13 protein-coding genes are annotated in these 20742 nt (G+C 52.7%); 12 read left to right on the top strand and 1 reads right to left on the bottom strand.

Going from position 1 to position 20742, the window contains the following annotated elements:
* Position 1: 1 nt before the first annotated feature.
* From N0M98_RS01555 to mscL, 5 genes are all read left to right on the top strand, one after another.
* Positions 2-6340, top strand: coding sequence for a CARDB domain-containing protein (locus tag N0M98_RS01555; RefSeq protein WP_259616741.1), 6339 nt, complete (start codon positions 2-4; stop codon positions 6338-6340).
* 202 nt (positions 6341-6542) lie between these two features.
* The gene (locus tag N0M98_RS01550) at positions 6543-7361 is read left to right on the top strand and encodes a sensor histidine kinase (protein ID WP_259616740.1); all 819 of its coding nucleotides are present in this window, start codon (positions 6543-6545) and stop codon (positions 7359-7361) included.
* A complete protein-coding gene (locus N0M98_RS01545) occupies positions 7358-8029 on the top strand; it encodes a response regulator (protein WP_259616739.1) in 672 nt (223 codons plus the stop codon). Before N0M98_RS01550 ends, N0M98_RS01545 begins: the two co-directional genes overlap by 4 nt.
* A gap of 138 nt (positions 8030-8167) precedes the next feature.
* Positions 8168-8830, top strand: coding sequence for a YcnI family copper-binding membrane protein (locus N0M98_RS01540; protein ID WP_259616738.1), 663 nt, complete (start codon positions 8168-8170; stop codon positions 8828-8830).
* Between the two features lie 241 nt (positions 8831-9071).
* The gene (mscL, locus tag N0M98_RS01535) at positions 9072-9554 is read left to right on the top strand and encodes a large conductance mechanosensitive channel protein MscL (protein ID WP_259616870.1); all 483 of its coding nucleotides are present in this window, start codon (positions 9072-9074) and stop codon (positions 9552-9554) included.
* Between the two features lie 118 nt (positions 9555-9672).
* On the opposite strand, the gene N0M98_RS01530 is transcribed toward mscL, so the two are convergent.
* Positions 9673-11577 (bottom strand): terpene cyclase/mutase family protein, encoded by a 1905-nt coding sequence (locus N0M98_RS01530; protein WP_259616737.1) that lies wholly within the window; start codon positions 11575-11577, stop codon positions 9673-9675.
* A 171-nt stretch (positions 11578-11748) separates the two neighbouring features.
* On the opposite strand from N0M98_RS01530, the gene N0M98_RS01525 reads away from it, so the two are divergent.
* The 7 genes from N0M98_RS01525 to N0M98_RS01495 all read left to right on the top strand — a co-directional run bounded on the left by N0M98_RS01525 (position 11749) and on the right by N0M98_RS01495 (position 20638).
* Positions 11749-12612 carry an AraC family transcriptional regulator gene (locus tag N0M98_RS01525; RefSeq protein WP_259616736.1) on the top strand — a complete coding sequence of 288 codons (864 nt, stop codon included), beginning with the start codon at positions 11749-11751 and terminating at the stop codon, positions 12610-12612.
* Between the two features lie 148 nt (positions 12613-12760).
* Positions 12761-13828: a zinc-dependent alcohol dehydrogenase gene (locus N0M98_RS01520; protein WP_249862184.1), complete on the top strand. Its 1068-nt coding sequence runs from the start codon at positions 12761-12763 to the stop codon at positions 13826-13828.
* Positions 13803-14933, top strand: coding sequence for an alginate lyase family protein (locus N0M98_RS01515; RefSeq protein WP_259616735.1), 1131 nt, complete (start codon positions 13803-13805; stop codon positions 14931-14933). Before N0M98_RS01520 ends, N0M98_RS01515 begins: the two co-directional genes overlap by 26 nt.
* Positions 14934-15241: 308 nt before the next feature.
* Entirely contained in the window at positions 15242-16648 is a 1407-nt protein-coding gene (locus tag N0M98_RS01510) for a glycosyltransferase family 4 protein (RefSeq protein WP_259616734.1), read from the top strand.
* Complete coding sequence (locus tag N0M98_RS01505) at positions 16645-18081, top strand: glycosyltransferase family 4 protein (RefSeq protein ID WP_259616733.1); 1437 nt, start codon at positions 16645-16647, stop codon at positions 18079-18081. Before N0M98_RS01510 ends, N0M98_RS01505 begins: the two co-directional genes overlap by 4 nt.
* Before the next feature lie 26 nt (positions 18082-18107).
* Positions 18108-19430 (top strand): glycosyltransferase family 4 protein, encoded by a 1323-nt coding sequence (locus N0M98_RS01500; RefSeq protein WP_259616732.1) that lies wholly within the window; start codon positions 18108-18110, stop codon positions 19428-19430.
* The gene (locus tag N0M98_RS01495; protein WP_259616731.1) at positions 19430-20638 is read left to right on the top strand and encodes a glycosyltransferase family 4 protein; all 1209 of its coding nucleotides are present in this window, start codon (positions 19430-19432) and stop codon (positions 20636-20638) included. The genes N0M98_RS01500 and N0M98_RS01495 overlap by 1 nt, the downstream gene beginning before the upstream one ends.
* Positions 20639-20742: the final 104 nt, after the last annotated feature.

Here is a 20742-nt window from a genome sequence, read left to right as displayed (position 1 = left end):
AATGAGGCGATTACTTTTTATTATTTTCATTTTTATTATTGTGAGTCTTCCCGCTCATTTTAATCCTTTACAAGCGAGTGCTGCTGAAATCAAACATGATTTAGGAGAGGTTTACATTGATCCAAACATGATAGGAAATGACAATACGCCAGAATTAGGCAAATTTTTGTCGAAGTATAAGTCGCTGGACTACCCTGATTATGAGGTGAATTTACTCGGAAAAATTACAAGAGTTGAACTGCAAGATTCAAATGGTAATAAGCTTCAAGAGTTACCGAATAAAGGCGGCAATAAGTACGGGTTATCGATACAAGGAGTTGCATACGATGCCATTAGAAAGGAAGTAGCGATTCCGAAAGGATACTACGATTGGTTTCGAGATCCAAATAAATTGGTTTGGATGTATGATTACGATGAAGATATGGATGGAGAAGCTGAAAGACATTATATTAGCACAAGACCAAATGTATATGACCAGCCACCCAGCGGTGACTTTTGTAAAGTGGCCAATGGACCAAAAGATAATGAAGTCACAGGTAAAGGAGTTGTTTGTAACGTAGCCAAAGACCATCGCGAAGGAACTCTATGGACAAATACTTTAGAGGTACCTGGGCTGCCAGGAACTCCTCTTGTGGACATTAAAAACGTAGATGCTTTAAAGTTTGATGATAATTTTACATTCAAGTCAAATGGTCAGGGATTAAGCAAAAGAAACATCCTTGATATGAAGACACAAACAATTGATCCAGTGACTTTACACTATAGATTTGATTATGAAGCAATCTTTGATGTTCCGTATGACGATAAAGTATCTGATTCAATGAATGGTGTTGTTTTGCGCTGGGACAACGAGTGGATTATGAACATCGTTGGTAAGGTGTACCTATTTAACTCCAAAATGAAAATTGTGGCTTATACCGATGACAGTCCGCCACCGAGTAAACCCGACCTTGAAGTGACTAGCTTAATATCCAAAAATGTTTGTATTACTGTAGGACAGTCCATTCCTTTTGAATATACCATCGTTAATAATGGGCCTTCTACCAGTAGCTCCTTTAAAGTAAGCATCCGCGTTGATGGTACTGAAATAAAAAACGAAACCTTTTCTGGACTCGGGTCACAACAGAAAACAGGAACCTTCAACTACACCTTCAACTCCGAAGTTGAAAAGCAAATCACCGTCTATGTCGATAGCGACAATGCGATAGCTGAAGATGACGAAAGCAACAACTCTCGTACCGAGACCTTCCAAGCCAAGCCTGCGGGCGGCTGCGGCTCGTCACAGCCCAAACCGCCCGACTTGAAAATCACCGGGGATTTCACGATCATGAATCCGATCATTTACTTTGGCGACGATAACCTGGTGCAGCCAGAAAATATTTCCGTAACCGGAGGCAACGGCTGCGCTTACGTTTCTCACGAATTTACCTTTACTCAGGGCAGCTCAAGGTTTTATCCGCGGGCGTTAAGTCCGAAGGACGCCAATTATTGGTTTGTCTACGATTCGGGATATATGACGTACGGCGGCGGCATCGGGAAAGGGACTGTCACCGTGTATATGATAATCAACACGACCTGCGGTTCATCCGATCCGATCGGACCGAAAACGTTCGAAATTAAAACCGATCCGAATAACAAACCGCCGACCATCGAGATTGCATGGTATAAAAACGGGAAAGAAGTTGTCGATCCTGTAGTGGTGGGCGATCTCGTTGATTTGAAGGTCAAAAAAGAAGAAGACCCGGACGGCGATGAAACGTTCCGGACATGGTTATTCAGTGAAGGGAATACGGATTGGATTAAAGGGCTTCCGGCAGCATCCGGATGGAAAGAGCCTTACAACGCAAATTCGTATCGCAATATTACGGCAAGCGTGGAAGGTTATCATAAAGTATGTGCCACTATTAAAGATATACGAGGAAATGAGGCCGAAAGACCTTCTTGCGCCTTTCTGGAAGTGAAAGGGCCGACGCCCATACCGGTTATCAACGGAGCGACGGTAGTCAAAGAGAATCGGCCGCTGAATCCGCCGCTCGATTCGTTAGCCAGTTACTCCCCGGTGACGGGACGTACCATTGATCATGCCCGTGACGAGTGGAAGAACTCCGCTGAGTGGACTGATGGAACGACCTCTTCCTGGGACGGCATCAGCAGCTCCTTCGCAAAGACAGGGAAAGTAACGGTCACACTTCATGTTTTTGATAATACGGGGCTCAAGTCAATCGCACCGGATTATCACTATATTACGGTCACGCCGGACGATCCGCCGATCATTGACTTCCAATACATAAACACGATGAGCCGCGGGCCGCAGCAGTTTAAAAACAAGTCGTACAGTCCGGACGGCGACGGCATTGAAATTTATAAAGTAACAGGCGGGTATGATTGGTCGAACAATGGCATTTGCAATGTCAATGAGACAAGCTACTCCAACGGTAATCAAGAATTTACGTTTAACCCGAGCCGCGTAGGGAATTACTGCTTCCGCGTTTATGCGAAAGAGCCAGAATGGTACGGCAAGTCGGCGTACCGGGATTACACGGTTCAGGTTATCAACGATAACCCGAATGTTGAATTTACCGTAACCGGGACGGCCAGTGAACCAATGCCCGTTAATGTGGCAGGGTTTAGAGCGACCGATTTAGTCAACTGGACGAATACCAGCTTGGACAAGTCCTATATGTACAATTCGTGGTCGGTAGGTCCGAATGGGGAATTGGTGAGCAGTAAACGATCTCAAGATAGCTTAAAAGGCCCTTCCTATTACTCATTGCCGATGGGGAGCGAAAATATGGGCCTCAATAAGAAAACTTTAATAACGGATGGCGCTCTTATCGATTCCAATTATGTATACTCTATAGGCAATGATGAATACATCGCCAAAGAGTACTTAGGATCGAATGTAAACCTTTATTTGATAAGTCCGAACCACTCGCCTATCAAACTGGTCTACTTTGCCTACGATCAAAATAGCCAAGTGTATTTTAATGATGCAACCGATGAGGTCATGATCGTATGGACGGACGGACCGCGAACGGCAACGAGCCTCTACCGATATGAACAGAAGTGGACCCGTTGGAGTTTGGCTACACTGCGGAGCGGAAATACGAGTGTTTCAGCCAGTGGTGACAGAGTGGTGACGTACGGTTCAGGTCCAGGTTATAAAGCCAGCGGGAAGAAAGCGGAATGGGGGGACGGAACACGGCCGAATCTGTTCTCAAGGCTAAAATTTGTTGATGATTACAAGGAAATTAACTTGACGGCAAGAACGATCTCATCTTACACGGCTGCAGATAAAGTGCATCCGTATAGCACAATATCCTACGACTCGATTCCGGCATTCCCGCAAACGCAGGTTGCAGCATCGCCGCCTCCCTTGCAGTATTACGAAGAATCACTGCCTGACCAAAAGTTAGGGTCAACAACAGGGAATGATGCCCATACCGGAGTTTTAATGGATGCCAAAGGAAACTACTATGCAGGTCAAAATTTGAACGGGTCGTTCCAGATATACCGCTTCGATGCATATACGGGGATACCCACCACGGTCCGGGTTGTTGATCGAGGTGACATTGTAAACCTGACCAGCATATCGGAGGATGGAAATACAGCTGGTCTTTATTGGTCCTATTATGATTGGGGCGATTATATGACCAAATCGGGAACCGTGTATATTAATCTCACGACGGGGGGAGAAACGGGCGCCGTTGCTACTCACTTAGAAAAATTCGATTCCAATAGCTATCAGAACGGATACGGCTGGAAAAACAATACGCTGGTTGAATTAAGCTATAGTACGACGGTAACCAACAGCAGTTTGCCAATCGATGCAAAAATCGTATCGGATAATCAATATGTTACCCGGGAATCCGGTCAAATTTATGTTTACAACTTCAATCCGAGCGAAGGGCAACCAGACCGCTCCAACGAACCGTTTACGTTCGGCCAGCTCGTCAATACGTCATCGCAGCAAATTATGAACGGTACGATTCTTTGGAGCATGAAAACGCATTTGGATCATCCAAATATGGCTGCGGGGATGAGCTTCCGGATTCAAAACTATCAAAATATGTACCGTCTGGAATCGACGCAATCTAGCCTGAGGCTGCTCAAAATTTCGGCCGGGCGCAAAACGGAGCTCACACGAATTAACCGGTCCGCTGCGAACGATACGTGGATTCCGTATAAGATCAAGCTTTCCGGCAGTCAAATCAAAGTGTATGAAAATAACAGTCTAATCATCGATTTGACCGACGGCTCGTTCGGATCGGGTACGCTCGGGCCGTTCTCTACGGCGGACAGCAGCCAGTTCCGCTCGATCACCTATCAATGGAGCAACGCCGACGGCAGCTTCGCAACACCAGGAACGGCTATCGTCGATACAGCCGTGTCGTACGATGTGAAATATGATGATCCGGAGAAAGACCCGAGACTGGATGCAAGAACCCAATGGATGTATGCGCACGTCGATACGACAATGTTCCTCGATGTAGGAGACGGTAAATCCGGCCTATCTGCGTATAACGGAAAAACGGTCCAAAATCAAATTTTAACGTTCGATAAAGTGGGGAGGTACAAGATCGACTACCGTGTGCCGGATGATCCGCATCCGGATCATCGAATTGCCAACGGCGATTTGACGTTTGAAGGATACTCGAAATATTCTGACTGGTATACGCAATATTTAATTGTGCATCGCAGACCGATTTCCAATTTCACAATCTGGCAGGATGGCAGCCGATTGGTTCAGTGGACCGATTACAGCTACGATCCGGACCATTGCTACAACTCCGGCAATTGTCAGAATCAAGCGGACTATCCGACGAGTCACGGGATTTACAAGAAAAAGTTTTATTACGTTACACCATCGGGCTCGCGCGTCGACGGCAAGCTGATTCGCCCGACCGAAACGGGAACATATATTGTTGCGATGGCCGTGGCGGACGAATACAATGCTTGGTCCGATTGGTACGAGCAAACGATCGATATTTGCAGCGGCTGCCAAGCGGCGCCGAATCATCCGCCAAGTGTAACCTTAACGTTCCCGATAGGCAGCCAGAGCAACCCGACGCCGGTCAGCCTGCAGCCAACGATTTATTGGAACCAGTCCGACCCTGATCCGAATACCGTATTTGAATTGTTCGATCTGAACGTGAAGGATGAGTGGGGCGGCTGCGTCGAATGCGTGACCAATAAACTGATGGGCACGACAGCCGGCAGCTGGGCGTGGACGATGGACAACCTGTTAACGATGGGACGCAAATACCAGGCGCAAGTCAGGGTAAGCGACGGCGAAGCTTGGTCCGGATGGAGTAACGTCGGTTGGATGGCCACCAACAGCCCGCCCGCGGCATATATGAGTTATCCGTACGGCACGCAAGATAACCCGAACATCGTAAACACCAGGACGCCGATATTAACCTGGACGCAGACCGATCCGGATGCGGGAGCGATATTCGACTACTACCAAATCCAGATCGCGAATGAAGCGAACAACGTTATTATTTACGATAGCGGGAAAGTGTGGCAGCATACATCATCCAATAATGGAAGTATGCAAGTGCCGATCGAGCTGCCTACAGGTCAGAAAATGAGGGTTCGCGTGATGGTTTGGGATCAGTACGACGCAGCTTCCAATTGGTCGCCGCAAACTTGGATGATGATTAACAGGCCGCCCAAGGCCGATTTTGACTGGACTCCGAAGCCGGTATTCGAAGGGGATACCGTCAACCTGATCAACCGTTCAACCGACCCGGACGGCGATGAGCTCAAGTTCGTGTGGCAAATTAACGGACCTGTTTACTATGCCGAGCCGACGACCGTAGACGCTGTCATCCCGGGTAATATAACGGATTATCATCCTGGGGATTACACGGTGACGTTGACCGCAACCGATATACACGGCGCTTCCGATACGGTAACTAAGGTCGTTCCGGTGGGGGATTTGAACGTAGAGGGCTTCGTACGCCATACGGATAGCTGGAACGAGAACAGGCAGAGCTACAACTACAAGAAGACGGGGGACCCGGAGCGGCCGCGCCCTTACGATATGTTTTGGTCGGGAGAAGCCTTCGTGCTGGCGGCTGCGACGAACCAGCCGGCCGGTACGGTTCGGGTTCATATGTCCTATACGGAGATGGATGAAACGCTGCTGCCTTCTTCAGGGAACATCCAGTGGAGCGGGCAGATGAAACGGGACGATTTCGAGACGCTGCCGGATCGAAGCTACGTATTCCGGTTTACCGCAGTCTGGCCGAATGGCCATACCGAGAATGCCGACCGGATCATTACGGTGAATGACCCTTGGACGGAATTTACCGCCAGCGTGAGAAAAGAATAACGCAGAACCTGTAGCTTCAGCCGCCGAGCCTCCTCTATGCCGGGTGCCAGGATTGTGCGATTCCCGGAGCATTCCGCTTTTTTCCGTGTATCGTGTATAATGATAGCAGGATAAAAGCGGATGCAAGCGCCGATTCCGGCTTCCGAGAGGTTCAAGGGCCGGAATCGCAATTTACGAGGGGAAAAAGGCGGGTGAAGAAAGCATGTCTTTGCGCACGCTAAAGCTGCTTACTATTATTGTGCCGCCGGTCATTATAGGCGGGTTTGAGTATATTCGCCATGATTTCCTGCTGGACGAGCTGTCCATGGAAACCGGCAATTTGTACATTACGATTCTTACGTTGTTTCTGTCATACTTGTTTGCGTCCTGGATGTTTCACAGCATTCAGCGTATAAGCGCCAGACTATCGGCCGAGCAAGCGAAGCGGGCTGTGTACGAAGAGCGGGAGCGGCTGGCTCAAGAGCTGCACGACAATATCGCGCAAATTTTGTTTTTCCTTAACGTTCAGCTGAAAAAAGGGCGGATTCAGGAGGCGCGTTCGGCCGTCTCGGAAATCGACCACCATCTTCGGCAGGCGATATTTAATTTGCGGACGAATCCGGAGGAGGGCGCCACGTTTGCCGCACGGCTCGGTTCCTGGCTGGAGGAATGGAGCGGAATTACCGGTATTGCGGTCGAGCAGCGCATTGAAGTTCCGGAAGACATCGTAACGACTTCGGCGGAAGTGAAGCTGTTTGCGATTATCCGGGAAGCGTTCACCAATATCCGCAAGCATTCGCAGGCGGATCACGCTTCGATTGAGCTGCGGGTGACGGAAGAAGGCGGCCGTTGGAATTTGAGCGTCATGGATAACGGAATTGGTCTCAACGAAGGGGACGAACCGCATTCGAACCGATACGGCATGTCCTTCATGCGCAAGCATGCGGCCGAATTGGGGGGACAGCTCGATGTGCATACGACGCCGCAGGGCGGAACGGAGCTGACCGTTTCGGGACCGATACAGAGGAGGGTGACGTCATGAAGTACAGGGTGCTGATTACCGATGATCACCCGTTAGCCCGAAGGGCGGTGCGTGCGCTGCTTGCCGGCGAGGAAGGCTTCGAGATTGTAGGCGAAGCGGATAACGGAGAGCGGGCGATCGCCTTATGCGGCGAACTGATGCCCGATCTTGTCCTGATGGACATTCAGATGCCGGGCATGACCGGGCTTGAGGCGACGCGCAAAATCAAGCAGCAGCATCCGCATATCCGAATCGTCATGCTGACGGTTTCGGACGATGTAGCGGATCTGTTTACGGCGATTCAAAGCGGCGCACAAGGATATTTGCTCAAAAATATGGACCCGGACGATTGGATCGTTTATTTGCGCGGCCTTTTGGACGATAACAGCGAAATTTCCCGGCATATGGCCGACAGGCTGTTCCACCAATTCCGCTCGGCTCCTTCCCAGGCTGCGGAGGAAACCAAGCCGAACGTGCTCTCCCAGCGGGAGGGCGAGATTCTGATGTGCGTCGCCAGCGGGCTCAGCAACCGGCAAATCGCGGAGCAGCTCATTATAACCGAGAACACGGTGAAAAATCATATCAAAAACATTTTGGCTAAGCTGTCGCTGGACAACCGGGTTCAATTGACCGCTTACGCCATCCGCCAGGGGCTGACACAGTATAGTCAAAAACAGCTCCGTAAATAGCCCGATGGGGTCATATTCAGACGCTGTTATTTGCTGTACATTAGGGTAGTAGTTTAAGGGCCGGGCGCTTCCAGACGGAAGGGGACTTTTAAACAGCCTGCATGATGGCAATAATGACGACTGAAGGGAAGATGAACGATGTTGAAAAAACCGAGTATGATTGTAATGATTTGTTTGCTGTTTACGATGCTGGGCGGAGGAATTGCGAGTGCGCACGTGACGGTGCTTCCGTCCGAGACCGTTCAAGGCACTTATGAGAAATTTGCCGTGCGCGTGCCGACGGAGAAAGACATTCCGACAGTGAAGGTCGAAGTGAAGATTCCGATCGATTCCGTCTCGATCAGCCGTTTTGAGCCGAAGCCGGGCTGGAAATACGATCTGACCAAGGACGCTTCCGGCAAAATTACAAGCGTAACCTGGACGGCGACGGGCGACGGGCTGTCTGCAACGGAATTCGGAGAGTTTTATATGCAAGGGAAAGTGGCGGATAACGCCAGCAGCATTACTTGGAAAGCTTATCAAACCTACAAGGACGGCAGCATTGTGGAATGGGTAGGCGCGAACGGTTCGGATAAACCGGCTTCCGTCACAAAAGTATCGGTCAAACCGGACGGGGCGGCTACGGATAGCCATGGCAATACGGCGGCTTCCGCAGGCAGTACGGCCGGCGGCGGACACGACGGGCAGCCTGCTGCGGCACCGGCCGCATCGCAAACGCCGCTGTACTTGTCCATTATCGCGCTAATTTTGGGCATTATCGCACTGATTGTGTCGGTCTCCAAGAAAAAAGCAAGCCGCTAAGCTGCCAGCAGGACAGGAAAACGGAACCCGATGTACGGGTTTCCGTTTTTTTGGTTTTAACCCATCGATTAACGCCGTCTAACCGTTATGGAAGAATGTCGATACATATGGTTGTCATTACTAGATCGGGAAGCGGTTTTGTGAAAAACATCGCATTCTTACTTTGCCTTATCGACCAACGGGATAAAATCGGGTATGATAGTAGGAAACAACGATAAAGGAGTTCCGTATGGCTTCAAAAATGATTAAAGAGTTTAAAGAATTTGCGATGAAAGGCAATATGATCGATCTGGCGATCGGCGTTATCGTCGGCGGCGCCTTCGGTAAAGTAGTTACCTCCATCGTCAACGATGTCGTGATGCCGCCGATCGGGCTGCTGCTCGGGAAGGTCAATTTCTCCGATTTATTCGTCAGCCTGGACGGCAACAGCTATGCTTCGCTGGCCGAAGCCAAGGCGGCGGGAGCTCCGACGCTGAACATCGGTGTATTTATCAATACGCTGCTCGATTTCCTGATTGTTTCTTTCGTCATCTTCATTGTGGTCAAGCAGTTGAACCGGCTGCGCAAAAAGCAGGACGACAAGCCTGCGGACCCGAAAAAAGAAACCAAGGAATGCCCGGAATGTTTATCGGAAATTCCGAAGCAGGCGATCCGCTGCAAATATTGCACCGCTTATGTCGAGCCTGCCGCCTCGTTGGAATCATCGACCCGTACGATGAACTAAACCTTGAACGCCGCGCCGGAAGGCGGCGTTCCAAACCAGAAAACCGCGCTTCGTCATCGTCGAAGGCGGTTTTTGGCGTTGCTGCGGAAGGGGGAGCCGCGTCGCATCGCGGCTTCCTCTACTCAGGGGCGACGCCGCCGTAGCGGCGCAGGTAACGGGAGAACGTCAGCAGCGGCCAGATGTAGTTGTTGCTGTGGTAGTTGACATAGACGCTTCCCGGGAGCCCGCCGCCGGTCGGGTAGCTGAACCGCCAATCGCGTCGGTGGAGCAGCTCGATCAAGCGCGTGACGCCCCTGTCGATGGACGGCGTAGGGCGGTCGTGCACGGCAATGAGCAAATCGAGCGCCCAAGCGGTCTGCGACGGGGTGCTGCCTCCAAGCGGAACATAGCGCTTCACTTTGTCGCTCCGGCATGATTCTCCCCAGCCGCCGTCCTCGTTCTGGACGCTTTCCACCCACCCGGCGGCCCGCCGTATCGCAGCATGGTCCGCAGGCAGACCGACGGCCAATAAGCCCGTCGCTACGGCGCTGCTGCCGTGGATATAGCAGATGCCCCAGCGTCCGAACCAGCTGCCGTCCGGCCTTTGCTGACTCAGCAGCCAATCCGCCGCCTTGCGGATAAACGGCTCTGAATGGGTCAAGCCGGCCTCGTCGCCCCAGAACTGCAGCGTTCTCCCGCTCAAATCCGTAGTCGACGCGTCGACGGCAATATCCTCCGCGCTGTCGAACTGGAACAGCTGCAGCAGCTGCGGGTGCGGCTCTCTCTCGAAGGAGGGCCAGCCGCCGTTATCATTTTGCATGGAGCGAACCCACCGGGTTCCCTTGTGCCATGCTTGCTCCGCTTTGGGCTGCAGGAGAGAATCTCCTCCTTGTCCCGAATAAGCGCGGGTTGCCCGAAGCGCCGCCGTCGTATCGTCGAGATCCGGGTACAAGGTGCTAATATCCGAGAAGCCCCAACCGCCGGGAGGCGTATGAGGGGCGCGGAGCGCCCAGTCTCCGTAGCGGGTTTGCTGGCGGGGCAGCAAGTATTCCGCCGCCTTGCGCACGACGGGATGAGCCGCAGAAACGCCGGCTTGCTGGAGAGCGCAGCTTAGCATGGCGGTATCCCATACCGTCGAGGTCGACACCTGCAAATGCGCTTTTCGCTCGTCCTGGCACAGCAGGGAAAAGAGTCCTCCGATCGCTTTGTTGATCACCGGCGACGTCTTGGCGTCGTAGCCGAGACAGATCAGGGAGAAGATCATGAGCATCGTGGCAGTGGAATAGGTAAGCAGCGTTCCGTCCGGTTCGATCCGATCCAGCATAAACCGCTCCGCCGCTGCCAGCGAGGCTTGATGGATCGGGAAATGAAGCGGCGGGACGGCCTCCAAAAGCTTGTGAAGCACGGGGAGCCACGATGCGTGGCTCTCAAACGGCTGCTTGCCGCCGACGTAGAGGTCGGACAAGTCCGGCGATTGCTCGTGCCGCAGGCCGAACCCTGTGCCTGCCATGATCATGACGGGAACGAGATGTACCCGCGCATGCCCAGACAGATCGTAAATGCTGAACAGAAACCACGGGGGCGCCAGCAGCAGTTCTACCGGCACCTTGAGCATATCGGGCCACGGTGACTGACCGGTCGCCGCCAGCATGGCTTGGGTGAGCATCGCGCGCACTTTGGACAGACCGCCCCGGGAGACGATGAACTGCCGCGCCCGTTTCAGCCTCGGGCTTTCGGAGCTTACATAGCCGCTGTATAGAAGCGCGTAGTAGGCTTCCGCCGTCGCGTCCAAGTTGCCCTCCGGCTCATCGTAATACAGCTTCCAGGCCCCGTTCTCTTCCTGTGCGCCGGCAATTCTCTCCGTCAGCTTGCGGATGAGGGGTTCGGCGTCCTCGCGCCGGAGTGCGCGAAGCAAAATGATCAAATAAGCGTCGGTCATCGTGCCGGTCTCGAAGCAGAGCCTCCACGAGCCGTCAGCCTGCTGCAGTTGCACCAGCCGATTCACCATCGCGGCCGTCTCCGAACGGATGATGCGTTCGTCCATAGTTCACCTCGTTTCCTGCAATGCGTTCGTACTATTTGTATGGGACGACAGCTTTTCCTATGCGCTTGAGGGGAGCGGGCTTTCTGGCTTCTGCCGCAGATTTGTTATAAAATACTGCATAGAGAGAGAACGGAGACGAATGTGAATTTCAAAACAAGACGGGGGCAAAATATGAAACGACTTAGAGACTCCCAACTGAAGCTGCTTTGGACGGCGCGGATCGATTATTCGCAGGGCAGCCGGGTCGAACCGCATATGCACTCGGATTACGACCAGCTGCTGGTTGTCTTGTCCGGGCAAGGGCAAGCGGTGATCGGGGGACAGAGCTGCGAGGCCAAGGAAGGAGCTGCCTTTTTATTTCTGAAAGGGGTTTCACACAGCTTCCGGTTTACAAGCTCCGCCATCACACTGGATTACAAGTTTCAATTGCTGGACGGGCAGCTCCGGGACTGTTTGGAGGAAGCGGAGCCTAGCTGCCTATGCGGCGGCACGCATTTGGCCGAGCTGAAGCGGTGGCACAAAATGTCGCTTCACCAAATGAGAAATCCTAAGGCGCATCATCCGCTCGGCATTGAGTCGGGATTGAAAGGGACATTGGTTACGATGCTGCTCGGCGAGCAGGCCGGATGGAGCGATTCGTATGCCGCACTCCCCGCAGCGGGCGACGACGAACCAATCGTCCGATATGTGAAGACCCATTTTTCCGACAAAATCACATTGGATATGCTGGCGCGACAGTTCGGCTTTAATCCCAATTATTTGATCAAGCGCTTCAGCGATAAGACGGGGATGACGCCGATTCAATATTTGCAGGAAATTCGTCTGGACAAAGCCAAGGAATATTTGGAGTTTACGTCATTGCCGATCTCCGAGGTGGCGGAGAAGGTGGGGTGGACGCAGGAGTATTTTTCTAAAATAGTAAAAAAGCGTCTCGGCCAGTCGCCGTCCCAATACCGAGAATCGTTAATGAGTGCCGTCGGCAAGGATATTATATTGGACGAAGATTTTGCGAATGTATGGCGCATTGTTCCTTAAGCCCAGCGGCTTGCTGCCGCCGATTCCCCGCCGCCCGGAATGAACTGAATAATGACCATAAACAGATGAAGTTTATCCATACTCGCCTCAAGCGGCATCCTTTATAATTTGAAATGATCGAAACTTATAAGGGATAGGGGCTAATCCAATGGTTAGAAAAATGTCCGTTCCGCCGATGCAGCTGGTCGACTCCTGCGGGGATGATACGCAGCTGTGCGCGGTCGTAGAAGAAATCGGCAGTATTACGGTTAAGCGGGCGCTCATTCCGGAGCCGGCCGAAGGCGAGATTCGCGTCAAAATCAAATGGGTCGGCATTTGCGGGAGCGATGTCGAGGTGTTCCGCGGAGCAAGAGAGCCGGAGTTCATCTCTTATCCGACGCGTCTCGGGCATGAGGTCGCCGGCATCATCGACAAGGTCGGTCCGAACGTTATCGGACTTCGGGAGGGAGATCATGTCGCTCTCCGCTATATATGGGGGGCATTCGCCGAATACGTATGCTGCACCCCGTTCTCCGTCAAAGTGCTGCCGAAGGAGCTGCCGCTCATCGAGGGCTCTCTGATCGAAGTGCTTCCCGGAATCATCCATGCCGCCGAGCTTGGGGACATCTCCCCTCATAAAAACGTTCTTATCATGGGCCAGGGGGTGAGCGGGCTCGTGATGACGCAGGTGGTCAGCTTGTTCAGCCCGCGCAATCTGGTCGTCACCGATCTGTTCGACGAGAAGCTGGAGCTTGCCCGCAAGTACGGAGCGACGCATACTTACAAGCTGCCTTCGGCCGATGCGCGTACGATGGATATTGTCGGGAACGACTTCCCCGACGGGTTCGATGTCGTGATCCCCTGCCTGCTCGAAGGCGACGGGATGGTCGACGCGATCGATGCCGCCGCCCAGAACGGCCGTATCGTGATGTACGGTTGTATCGGCACATGCCATAAGCCGGTCGATTTTTTCAAGGTTCATAAAAAAAGGCTGGACATTATGTCCACCGAGCCGAAGCGGGATATCGACAACCGCCGTTATTTCGATCAGGGGCTGCGCCTGGTGTTGGACGGCCTGGTCAATACGGAGGAAATGATTACCCATGTCATCCCGCTACAAGACGTCGCGCGCGCTTTCGAGCTGAGAAACCGCCATCAAGGCGATACGATTCACGTGATGATCGACTGCGAAACGAAGGAGAGGGGAAGCCATGATGAGAACGACGGAGGACTATAACGGCCGCGGAGAAGAGCGCTTCGCTTTCATCGACCGCGGACGGCTGCTCCGGCAGGCGGAGGCTTCTTTGCACGCCGATACCGTGCATATTACGGATGATGTCGCCCCGATGAGCGAAGGCGGCATCCATGATTTTTATTCCAACGGCGACTATTGGTGGCCGAATCCCGAAACCGCGGACGGGCTGCCGTACATACGGCGCGACGGGGAGAGCAATCCGAATAATTTTGACCGGCACCGGCTCGGGCTGCGCCGCATGAGAACGCATACGGCGAATTTGGCGGCCGCGTACAAGCTGACCGGGGAGGAGAAGTATGCGGAGAAGGCGGTACGTTTTTTGAAGGAATTTTTCCTGGACGAGGCGACCCGTATGAATCCGCATTTGCTGTATGCCCAGGCGATTCCCGGGATTTGCGCCGGGCGGGGCATCGGGATTATCGATACGCTGCATTTGATCGATATTCCGTTCGCCGTCGAGGCGCTGAAGCCGTCCTCCGCGATGTCCGAGGAGATCGTTCAGGGGCTGCGCAGCTGGTTCGCCGCATATTTAGACTGGATGAGCACGCATCCGAACGGGATCGAGGAGATGAATACGGATAACAACCACAGCGTCTGCTGGTTCGTTCAGGCGGCGGCTTTCGCTTGGTTTACCGGCAATGAGAACATGCTGCAGTTTTGCAGGCAGCGGTACAAAGAGGTGCTTCTGCCAGGACAAATGGCGGCCGACGGCAGCTTCCCGCGGGAGATGGAGCGAACCAAGCCGTACGGCTACGCGATTTTCGTACTGGATAATATGGTTACGCTATGCCACATCTTGTCGACGCCGGAGGATGATCTATGGAGCTTCGAGCTGCCGGACGGGAGAAGCATCCGCCGGGGCCTGGATTTCTTGTTTCCTTATTTAAACGATAAAAGCTCTTGGCCGCTGCCTCCGGATGTGGAGCATTTTGATGGCTGGCCCGCCCAAGTGTCGTCTTTGCTGTTTGCGGGGCTCGCATTCGGCGAAGAAGCGTATGTCAGGCTGTGGCAGCGCCTGGAACCGGAGCCTTCGGATACGGAGAGTCGCCGCAATATCGCGATCCGGCAGCCTTTGCTGTGGGTATAATAAACATAACCGAATATGATACAGCGCCTGGTTTTCGAGTCCTTCGAAGATCAGGTTTTTTTGCGTCAGCTGGGTCTTTAGTGGTACCTATTTCGTCCACATTAACATACTTTAAAGCAGCTAGAATACGATTGCCGCTGGATCTCCATGGCGTTCGAGCGGGAGGGACAACCATGACGGGACACAAACGTCCGCCTACCCCTGAGCACTCATCACATGAACGAGCTGGGGATGCCCGAAGGGATCGCCAGTTTTTCCTGCTTTGTCGCAGGGTGAATTAGAACAAACGGACGAGAGGGGGAACTTCGTTGAGAATACTGCTAACGACCTATTTTTCACTTCCGACATTTACAGGCCTGAACACCTACATCAACGTGCTAAAAGCAGAGCTTGAAGAACATGGGCACCAAGTGGATGTGCTGGCCCATCACCCGAGTATGGAACAGACCGTCTATCTGGTTAACGGCGGTGCGACGATCGACAAGACGGAAATCAGGAATGTCGTTTACGGAGAAACCGAGCGTTATTTCAAGCAACACTGGCCGAATGTCGATCCCTGGGTGCTGAACGCAGAGATGGGCCGGTATACGTTCGAATTGGCGGCCAGCTTGCTCCGTTTGCATCAATATGATCTTATCCACGCCCAGGATGTTATATCCGCACGTGCCATGCGAAGAGTGAAACCGGAGCAAGTTCCGCTGGTCGCCACCATCCACGGCATCTATACCAAGGAGCTTTTATACTACGGATGGATAACGGACCAAGAAAGTTTGCAATGGAAATATATGGCGGAGCAGGAGCGTTTGGGCGTCGTTTCGCCTTACTGCGCTCTCGTCCCGACAAAGTGGATGAAGAATGAGTTCCGAAACGTTTTCCGTATTCCGGAGAGACGGTTGAAAATAAGCCCGTACGGGATCAACGTTGAGCAGTTTCTTCGGCGGATGAAGGCTGAACCGGATTCTTCCATAGAGCCGCCTCCCGGCACATTTGTAATGGCATGCGTCGCCAGAATAGACCCGATTAAAGGACATAAAACGCTGATGGAAGCACTAAGTCTATTGAAAGAAAAGCAGGATCATTTCGTCTGCTGGCTTATTGGAGGGTGCTACCAAAAAGAGCTGCAAGCGGAGCTTGAAAAGGAACGGTTGACCAGAAAGTTGGAAAATCACGTTATCTTTTTGGGTGACAGGGCCGATGTTCCCGCACTATTGCACCGCGCGGACATTATGATCCTCCCTTCACTGCAGGAAAACCATCCGTTCGCGATTATGGAAGCCCATCTTGCCGGGACGGCCGTTGTTGCATCCGATGCCGGAGGAATCCCGGAAATGATCAGGCATGAAGAGAACGGGCTGCTGTTTGAAAAACAAAACGCCGCCCAGCTCGCCGACAAACTGCTGACGATCATGAATCGACCGAAGCTGCGGCTGAGGATGGAGGCAGCCGCGCGCGCAAGAGGGATCAAGCGCTGGTCCTCGGACTCTTTATACCGCCGGATCATGCAAGTGTATGATCAAGCGCGCGCATCGGTTCAACCCGCTCAACCGAACGCCGTCAAAGCATCGGTTTGGCCGGCAAGCCTCTTTCTGTTCGAGACGGACAGAAGCTGGGATACCGGACCCTGGCCTGCAATTCTCCGGCATCTTCCTGCCGGTTATTCGATACCGGATATACAGTTTATGAAGTGGCTGGCTGCAAAGGAGGGTAATGATTGAGAATTCTCCTTGCGACCTACTGGCGCTTGCCTCATGTGGGAGGCGTGAACGCGTATGTCCGGACATTGCAAAAAAAGCTGGAAGAGAACGGACATCATGTAGACGTACTGGCTCATCACCCGGATATGAAATCCATTTACCTTCTTCGCTCCGGCCAGTCTGTAGATAAACAGACCATCAAAGCCTCCATCTTCAACATCCTGTTCTATTACTATGAAACCTATTTGCCTCATGTCGATTCCTATATTCGCTGGAAAGAAATTGAACGGTATACGTTCGAGTTTGCAGTATCTTTGCTCGGTGTAGGCCGGTATGACGTCATTCACGCCCAGGACATTGTATCGGCGCGGGCTTTAAGCCGGATCAAGCCCGATCATATCCCGTTAATTTCGACCGTTCACGGCATCGTAGCCGAAGAATATTTGAACGCAGGCGTGATCGCGAGCAAAGAGAGCCTGATGTGGAAATATGCTGCGGCAGAGGAGTATTACGGACACGGCTCGTCAGACCGGACCATCGTTCCAACCCGCTGGCAGGTCCGGGAAACCGGCGAGCAGTTTGGCTGCCCCAGCTGCTGGTTTACGGTCATTCCTTACGGGATCGATCTGCCATCCTTCTATGCCCGTATGAATAAGGAAGCAGGCACGCGGGCAGAACCGCGCGATAAGCCGTTTGTTATCGCCTGCCCTGCGCGTCTTGTTCCTGAGAAGGATCATAGAACGCTTATCGATGCGCTGAGCATACTGAAAGAGCGGCGAAGCGATTTTGGCTGCTGGCTGATCGGAGACGGTACGCTAAGAGAGGATCTGGAACAATATTGCAAGGAAAAACAGGTGAGCGGCCATGTCTTATTCATGGGCAACCGTTCCGACGTTCCCAATCTTTTGAATCAAGCGGATGCGATGGTGCTTCCGTCTCTGCACGATATGCATCCTTACTCCATTATGGAAGCGCAGGCGGCAGGCAAAGCCGTGATAGCTTCCGATGCCGGAGGCATCCCGGAAATGGTCGAGCACGGAGTGACCGGGCTGCTCTTCCGGAAGCGGAACGCTGCGGAGCTGGCCGATCGAATAGCCGAGGTTTGGAATCAACCCGAGCTGCGCGAGCGGTTGCAAACGAACGCGAAGGTATGGGGAACGGCTCGTTGGTCTGCCGATCGAATGCTTGCAGAGACAATGGAAGTATACCGGCAGGCTGCTGCTGCTGCGGGTAATTCTGGCAAGCGGCAGACCATGGAAGAATGGGAAGCAAGCCATCGTTACGGCTTGAGAGCAGCTCCATCAGCCGACGCAGACCCGGCAGCCGAAATCTTCCATTTCCCAATCCCATCGTGGCTTCGGCCTGGAGATACGGACTTATGGGAAAGGCTGTCCGGAAGCCTTCCCCCCGGCTACTCCATTCCGGACAGGGCGTTCATCATGAGGTTGACTTGACTCCTAAGACAAAGGATGAAGGACGAATGAAAATTTTACTGGCCTACTTTTGGGCGCTTCCCCATGTCGGAGGAGCAAACACCTATATTCAGATGATGACAAAAATACTGGAGGAGCACGGGCATCACGTCGATATTTTAGCGCGGCATCCGGATGGCGGAGGCGTCTACTTGGCAAATACCGGTGAAAGGATTGGCGGATTAAAGCTTTGGGAAACCGCGTGCGAAGAAGCGCGGCATCATTTTCAAAGCCATTTTCCGCAGGTCGACTCGTGGATTTTTGAACGGGAAACGGAAAGATGCATTTTTGAACTGGCGCTGTCTTATTTGAATCTGCATCAATACGATATCCTTCATGCCCAGGACCAGTTGTCGACCCGGGCGCTATGGAGCGTTAAGCCGGACAGCGTGCCTCTGGTGGCATCCATTCACTCCTCGTTGGCAGACGAGCATCAACTGAAAGGCCGCATATCCAGTGCGGACAGCCTGGCGGGGAAATATGCGGAGCAGGAGGAATACCTCGGCTCCTGGACATCCAGCCGAACGATCGTTGCCTCCGACTGGCTTAAACGGCAGCTGCTGCCGCATTATCCACAGTCGGAGGATCAATTCCGAGTCATTCCCTACGGCATCGATCTGGCCTCTTTTCAAGAAAGGCTGCTGGAAGAACCCGACCCGCCTCTTCCCGATACAGAAGACCGCTTCGTCATCGCCTGCCCCGCACGGCTGGTGCATGTGAAAGGGCATCGAACTCTTATCGAAGCTTTGAGTAGGGTAAAGGGGCGGCGGGATCATTTCGTTTGCTGGCTTATCGGCGACGGCTACCTTAGAGAAGAGCTTGAGCAGTATTGTATGCAAATGAACGTTGCGGACTGCTTTTTTTTCTTGGGCAATCGTACGGACGTTCCGGCTGTTCTGAAGAAGGCGGATCTCGTCGTGCTTCCGTCGCTATCAGATAACCAGCCCTTTGCCGTCATTGAGGCGCAGGCCGCAGGCAAAGCCATTGTCGCCTCCAATGCGGGGGGAATCCCCGAAATGATCGCGGACGCAGAAACCGGATTGCTTTTTGAGAGAGGAGACGCAGTGCAGCTGGCTGACAAAATCATGGAGGCTATGGACGATCCCTCCCTTCGTCGCATGCTAGAAGTCAATGCGGGCGCTTGGGCGAGGAAGCAATGGGCTTTCCATACGTTGTACGGGCAAACGATGAGCATATATCGTGAAGCTATTGAAGCGGGGAGGCAGCTCAAGCAGCCTAAGGCTCAAGAGCCGAGCCTGGTGTTTTTTTCACCGGATTCCGCCTTTATGAAGAAAATACTCCAAACATTCAAAAAAGGGGGAGGCGCCTAATGAACATACTGCTGCTAAGCACCGACATTCCTTATCCGCCCGTCAGCGGAGGAAGACTGCGGGTTTTTCAGGTGCTGAAGGAGTTATCCCGTTATCATCGTATGTACCTGATCTCCTTTTTGAAAAATCCGGATGAGTACGAGTATAAACGGGAGCTTCTCGATTACTGCGAGGATGTTGCGCTTGTACCGTTACCCGCAAGCTTGCCGGGAAAATATTTCTCCAAGTATGCTTCCAGGGAGTTTCAACAGCATATCGACGATTTTCTGGCCCGCTATCCGATCGATCTTCTCCAAATCGAGCACTCTTATATGGATGTGTACCGCTATCGTACGCCAAAGCCCGGGGGCCTGGGAAAAGTGCTTATTCAACATAATATCGAGCACGAGGTTCATAGACAGCGAATCGCCTATGAATGGCCTGGTTACAGCTGGAAGGAGAAGCTGCTGAATAGCCTCGATTACTTGCGATTCAAGCGATTCGAGTGGAACCGTATGGGTGAGCAGGACTTATGTGTTATGGTATCGGAATTGGAAAGAAATAAGCTGCTCAAGAAACGCCCCGAGCTGTCAAGTCGAACGGTCGTTGTTCCCAACGGCGTGGATACGGAGTATTTTCAACCGCCGGCAGACGGCGGCAGGAAGCCGCTGACTCTTGTTTTCACCGCGCATATGGGATGGTTTCCGAACGAGGATGGCATGCTCTGGTTTTACCGTGACATGTTCCCACGGCTCACAGATCGTTACCCGGATCTTCAAGTCATAGCAGCGGGAAAAGAACCGACCGCTCCCGTGCTGCAAATCGGCAACGAGGATCGGCGGATCGTGGTCACCGGAAGAGTAGAGGACATGCGGGAATTTCTATATACCGGCACCGTATTTATATGTCCTTTGCGGATGGGCGGGGGGACGAGGCTGAAAATTTTGGAGGCGATGGCCAGCGGAATCCCCGTCGTATCGACGTCCATCGGATGCGAAGGGCTAGATACCGTCAGCGGAGAACATCTCTTGATCGCAGACCGGCCGGATGATTTTGCCGAACGGATCATAGAACTGCTTGAACAGCCTGACCTGCGGACCAGACTCTCCGGCAATGCCCGTAGATTGATTGAAAGCAGCTACGGCTGGAAAGGCATTGTCGAACGCTACGACGCACAGCTGCAGGAGCGCTTCGGCGGGAGGGCAACGGAAGCTTGGACGCGCAGATAAGACAACCGTCAAAAACAGCTCCAAATGGCGCTAACGCCCATTTTTATCGGCTACTGCACCATTGATGCATACCGCTCATAAACTAACTTTGACTGTATCCCTAC

Source organism: Paenibacillus doosanensis, assembly GCF_025060755.1.
Taxonomy (GTDB): Bacteria; Bacillota; Bacilli; order Paenibacillales; family NBRC-103111; genus Paenibacillus_S; species Paenibacillus_S doosanensis.
This window is presented reverse-complemented; position numbering and strand designations above follow the sequence as displayed.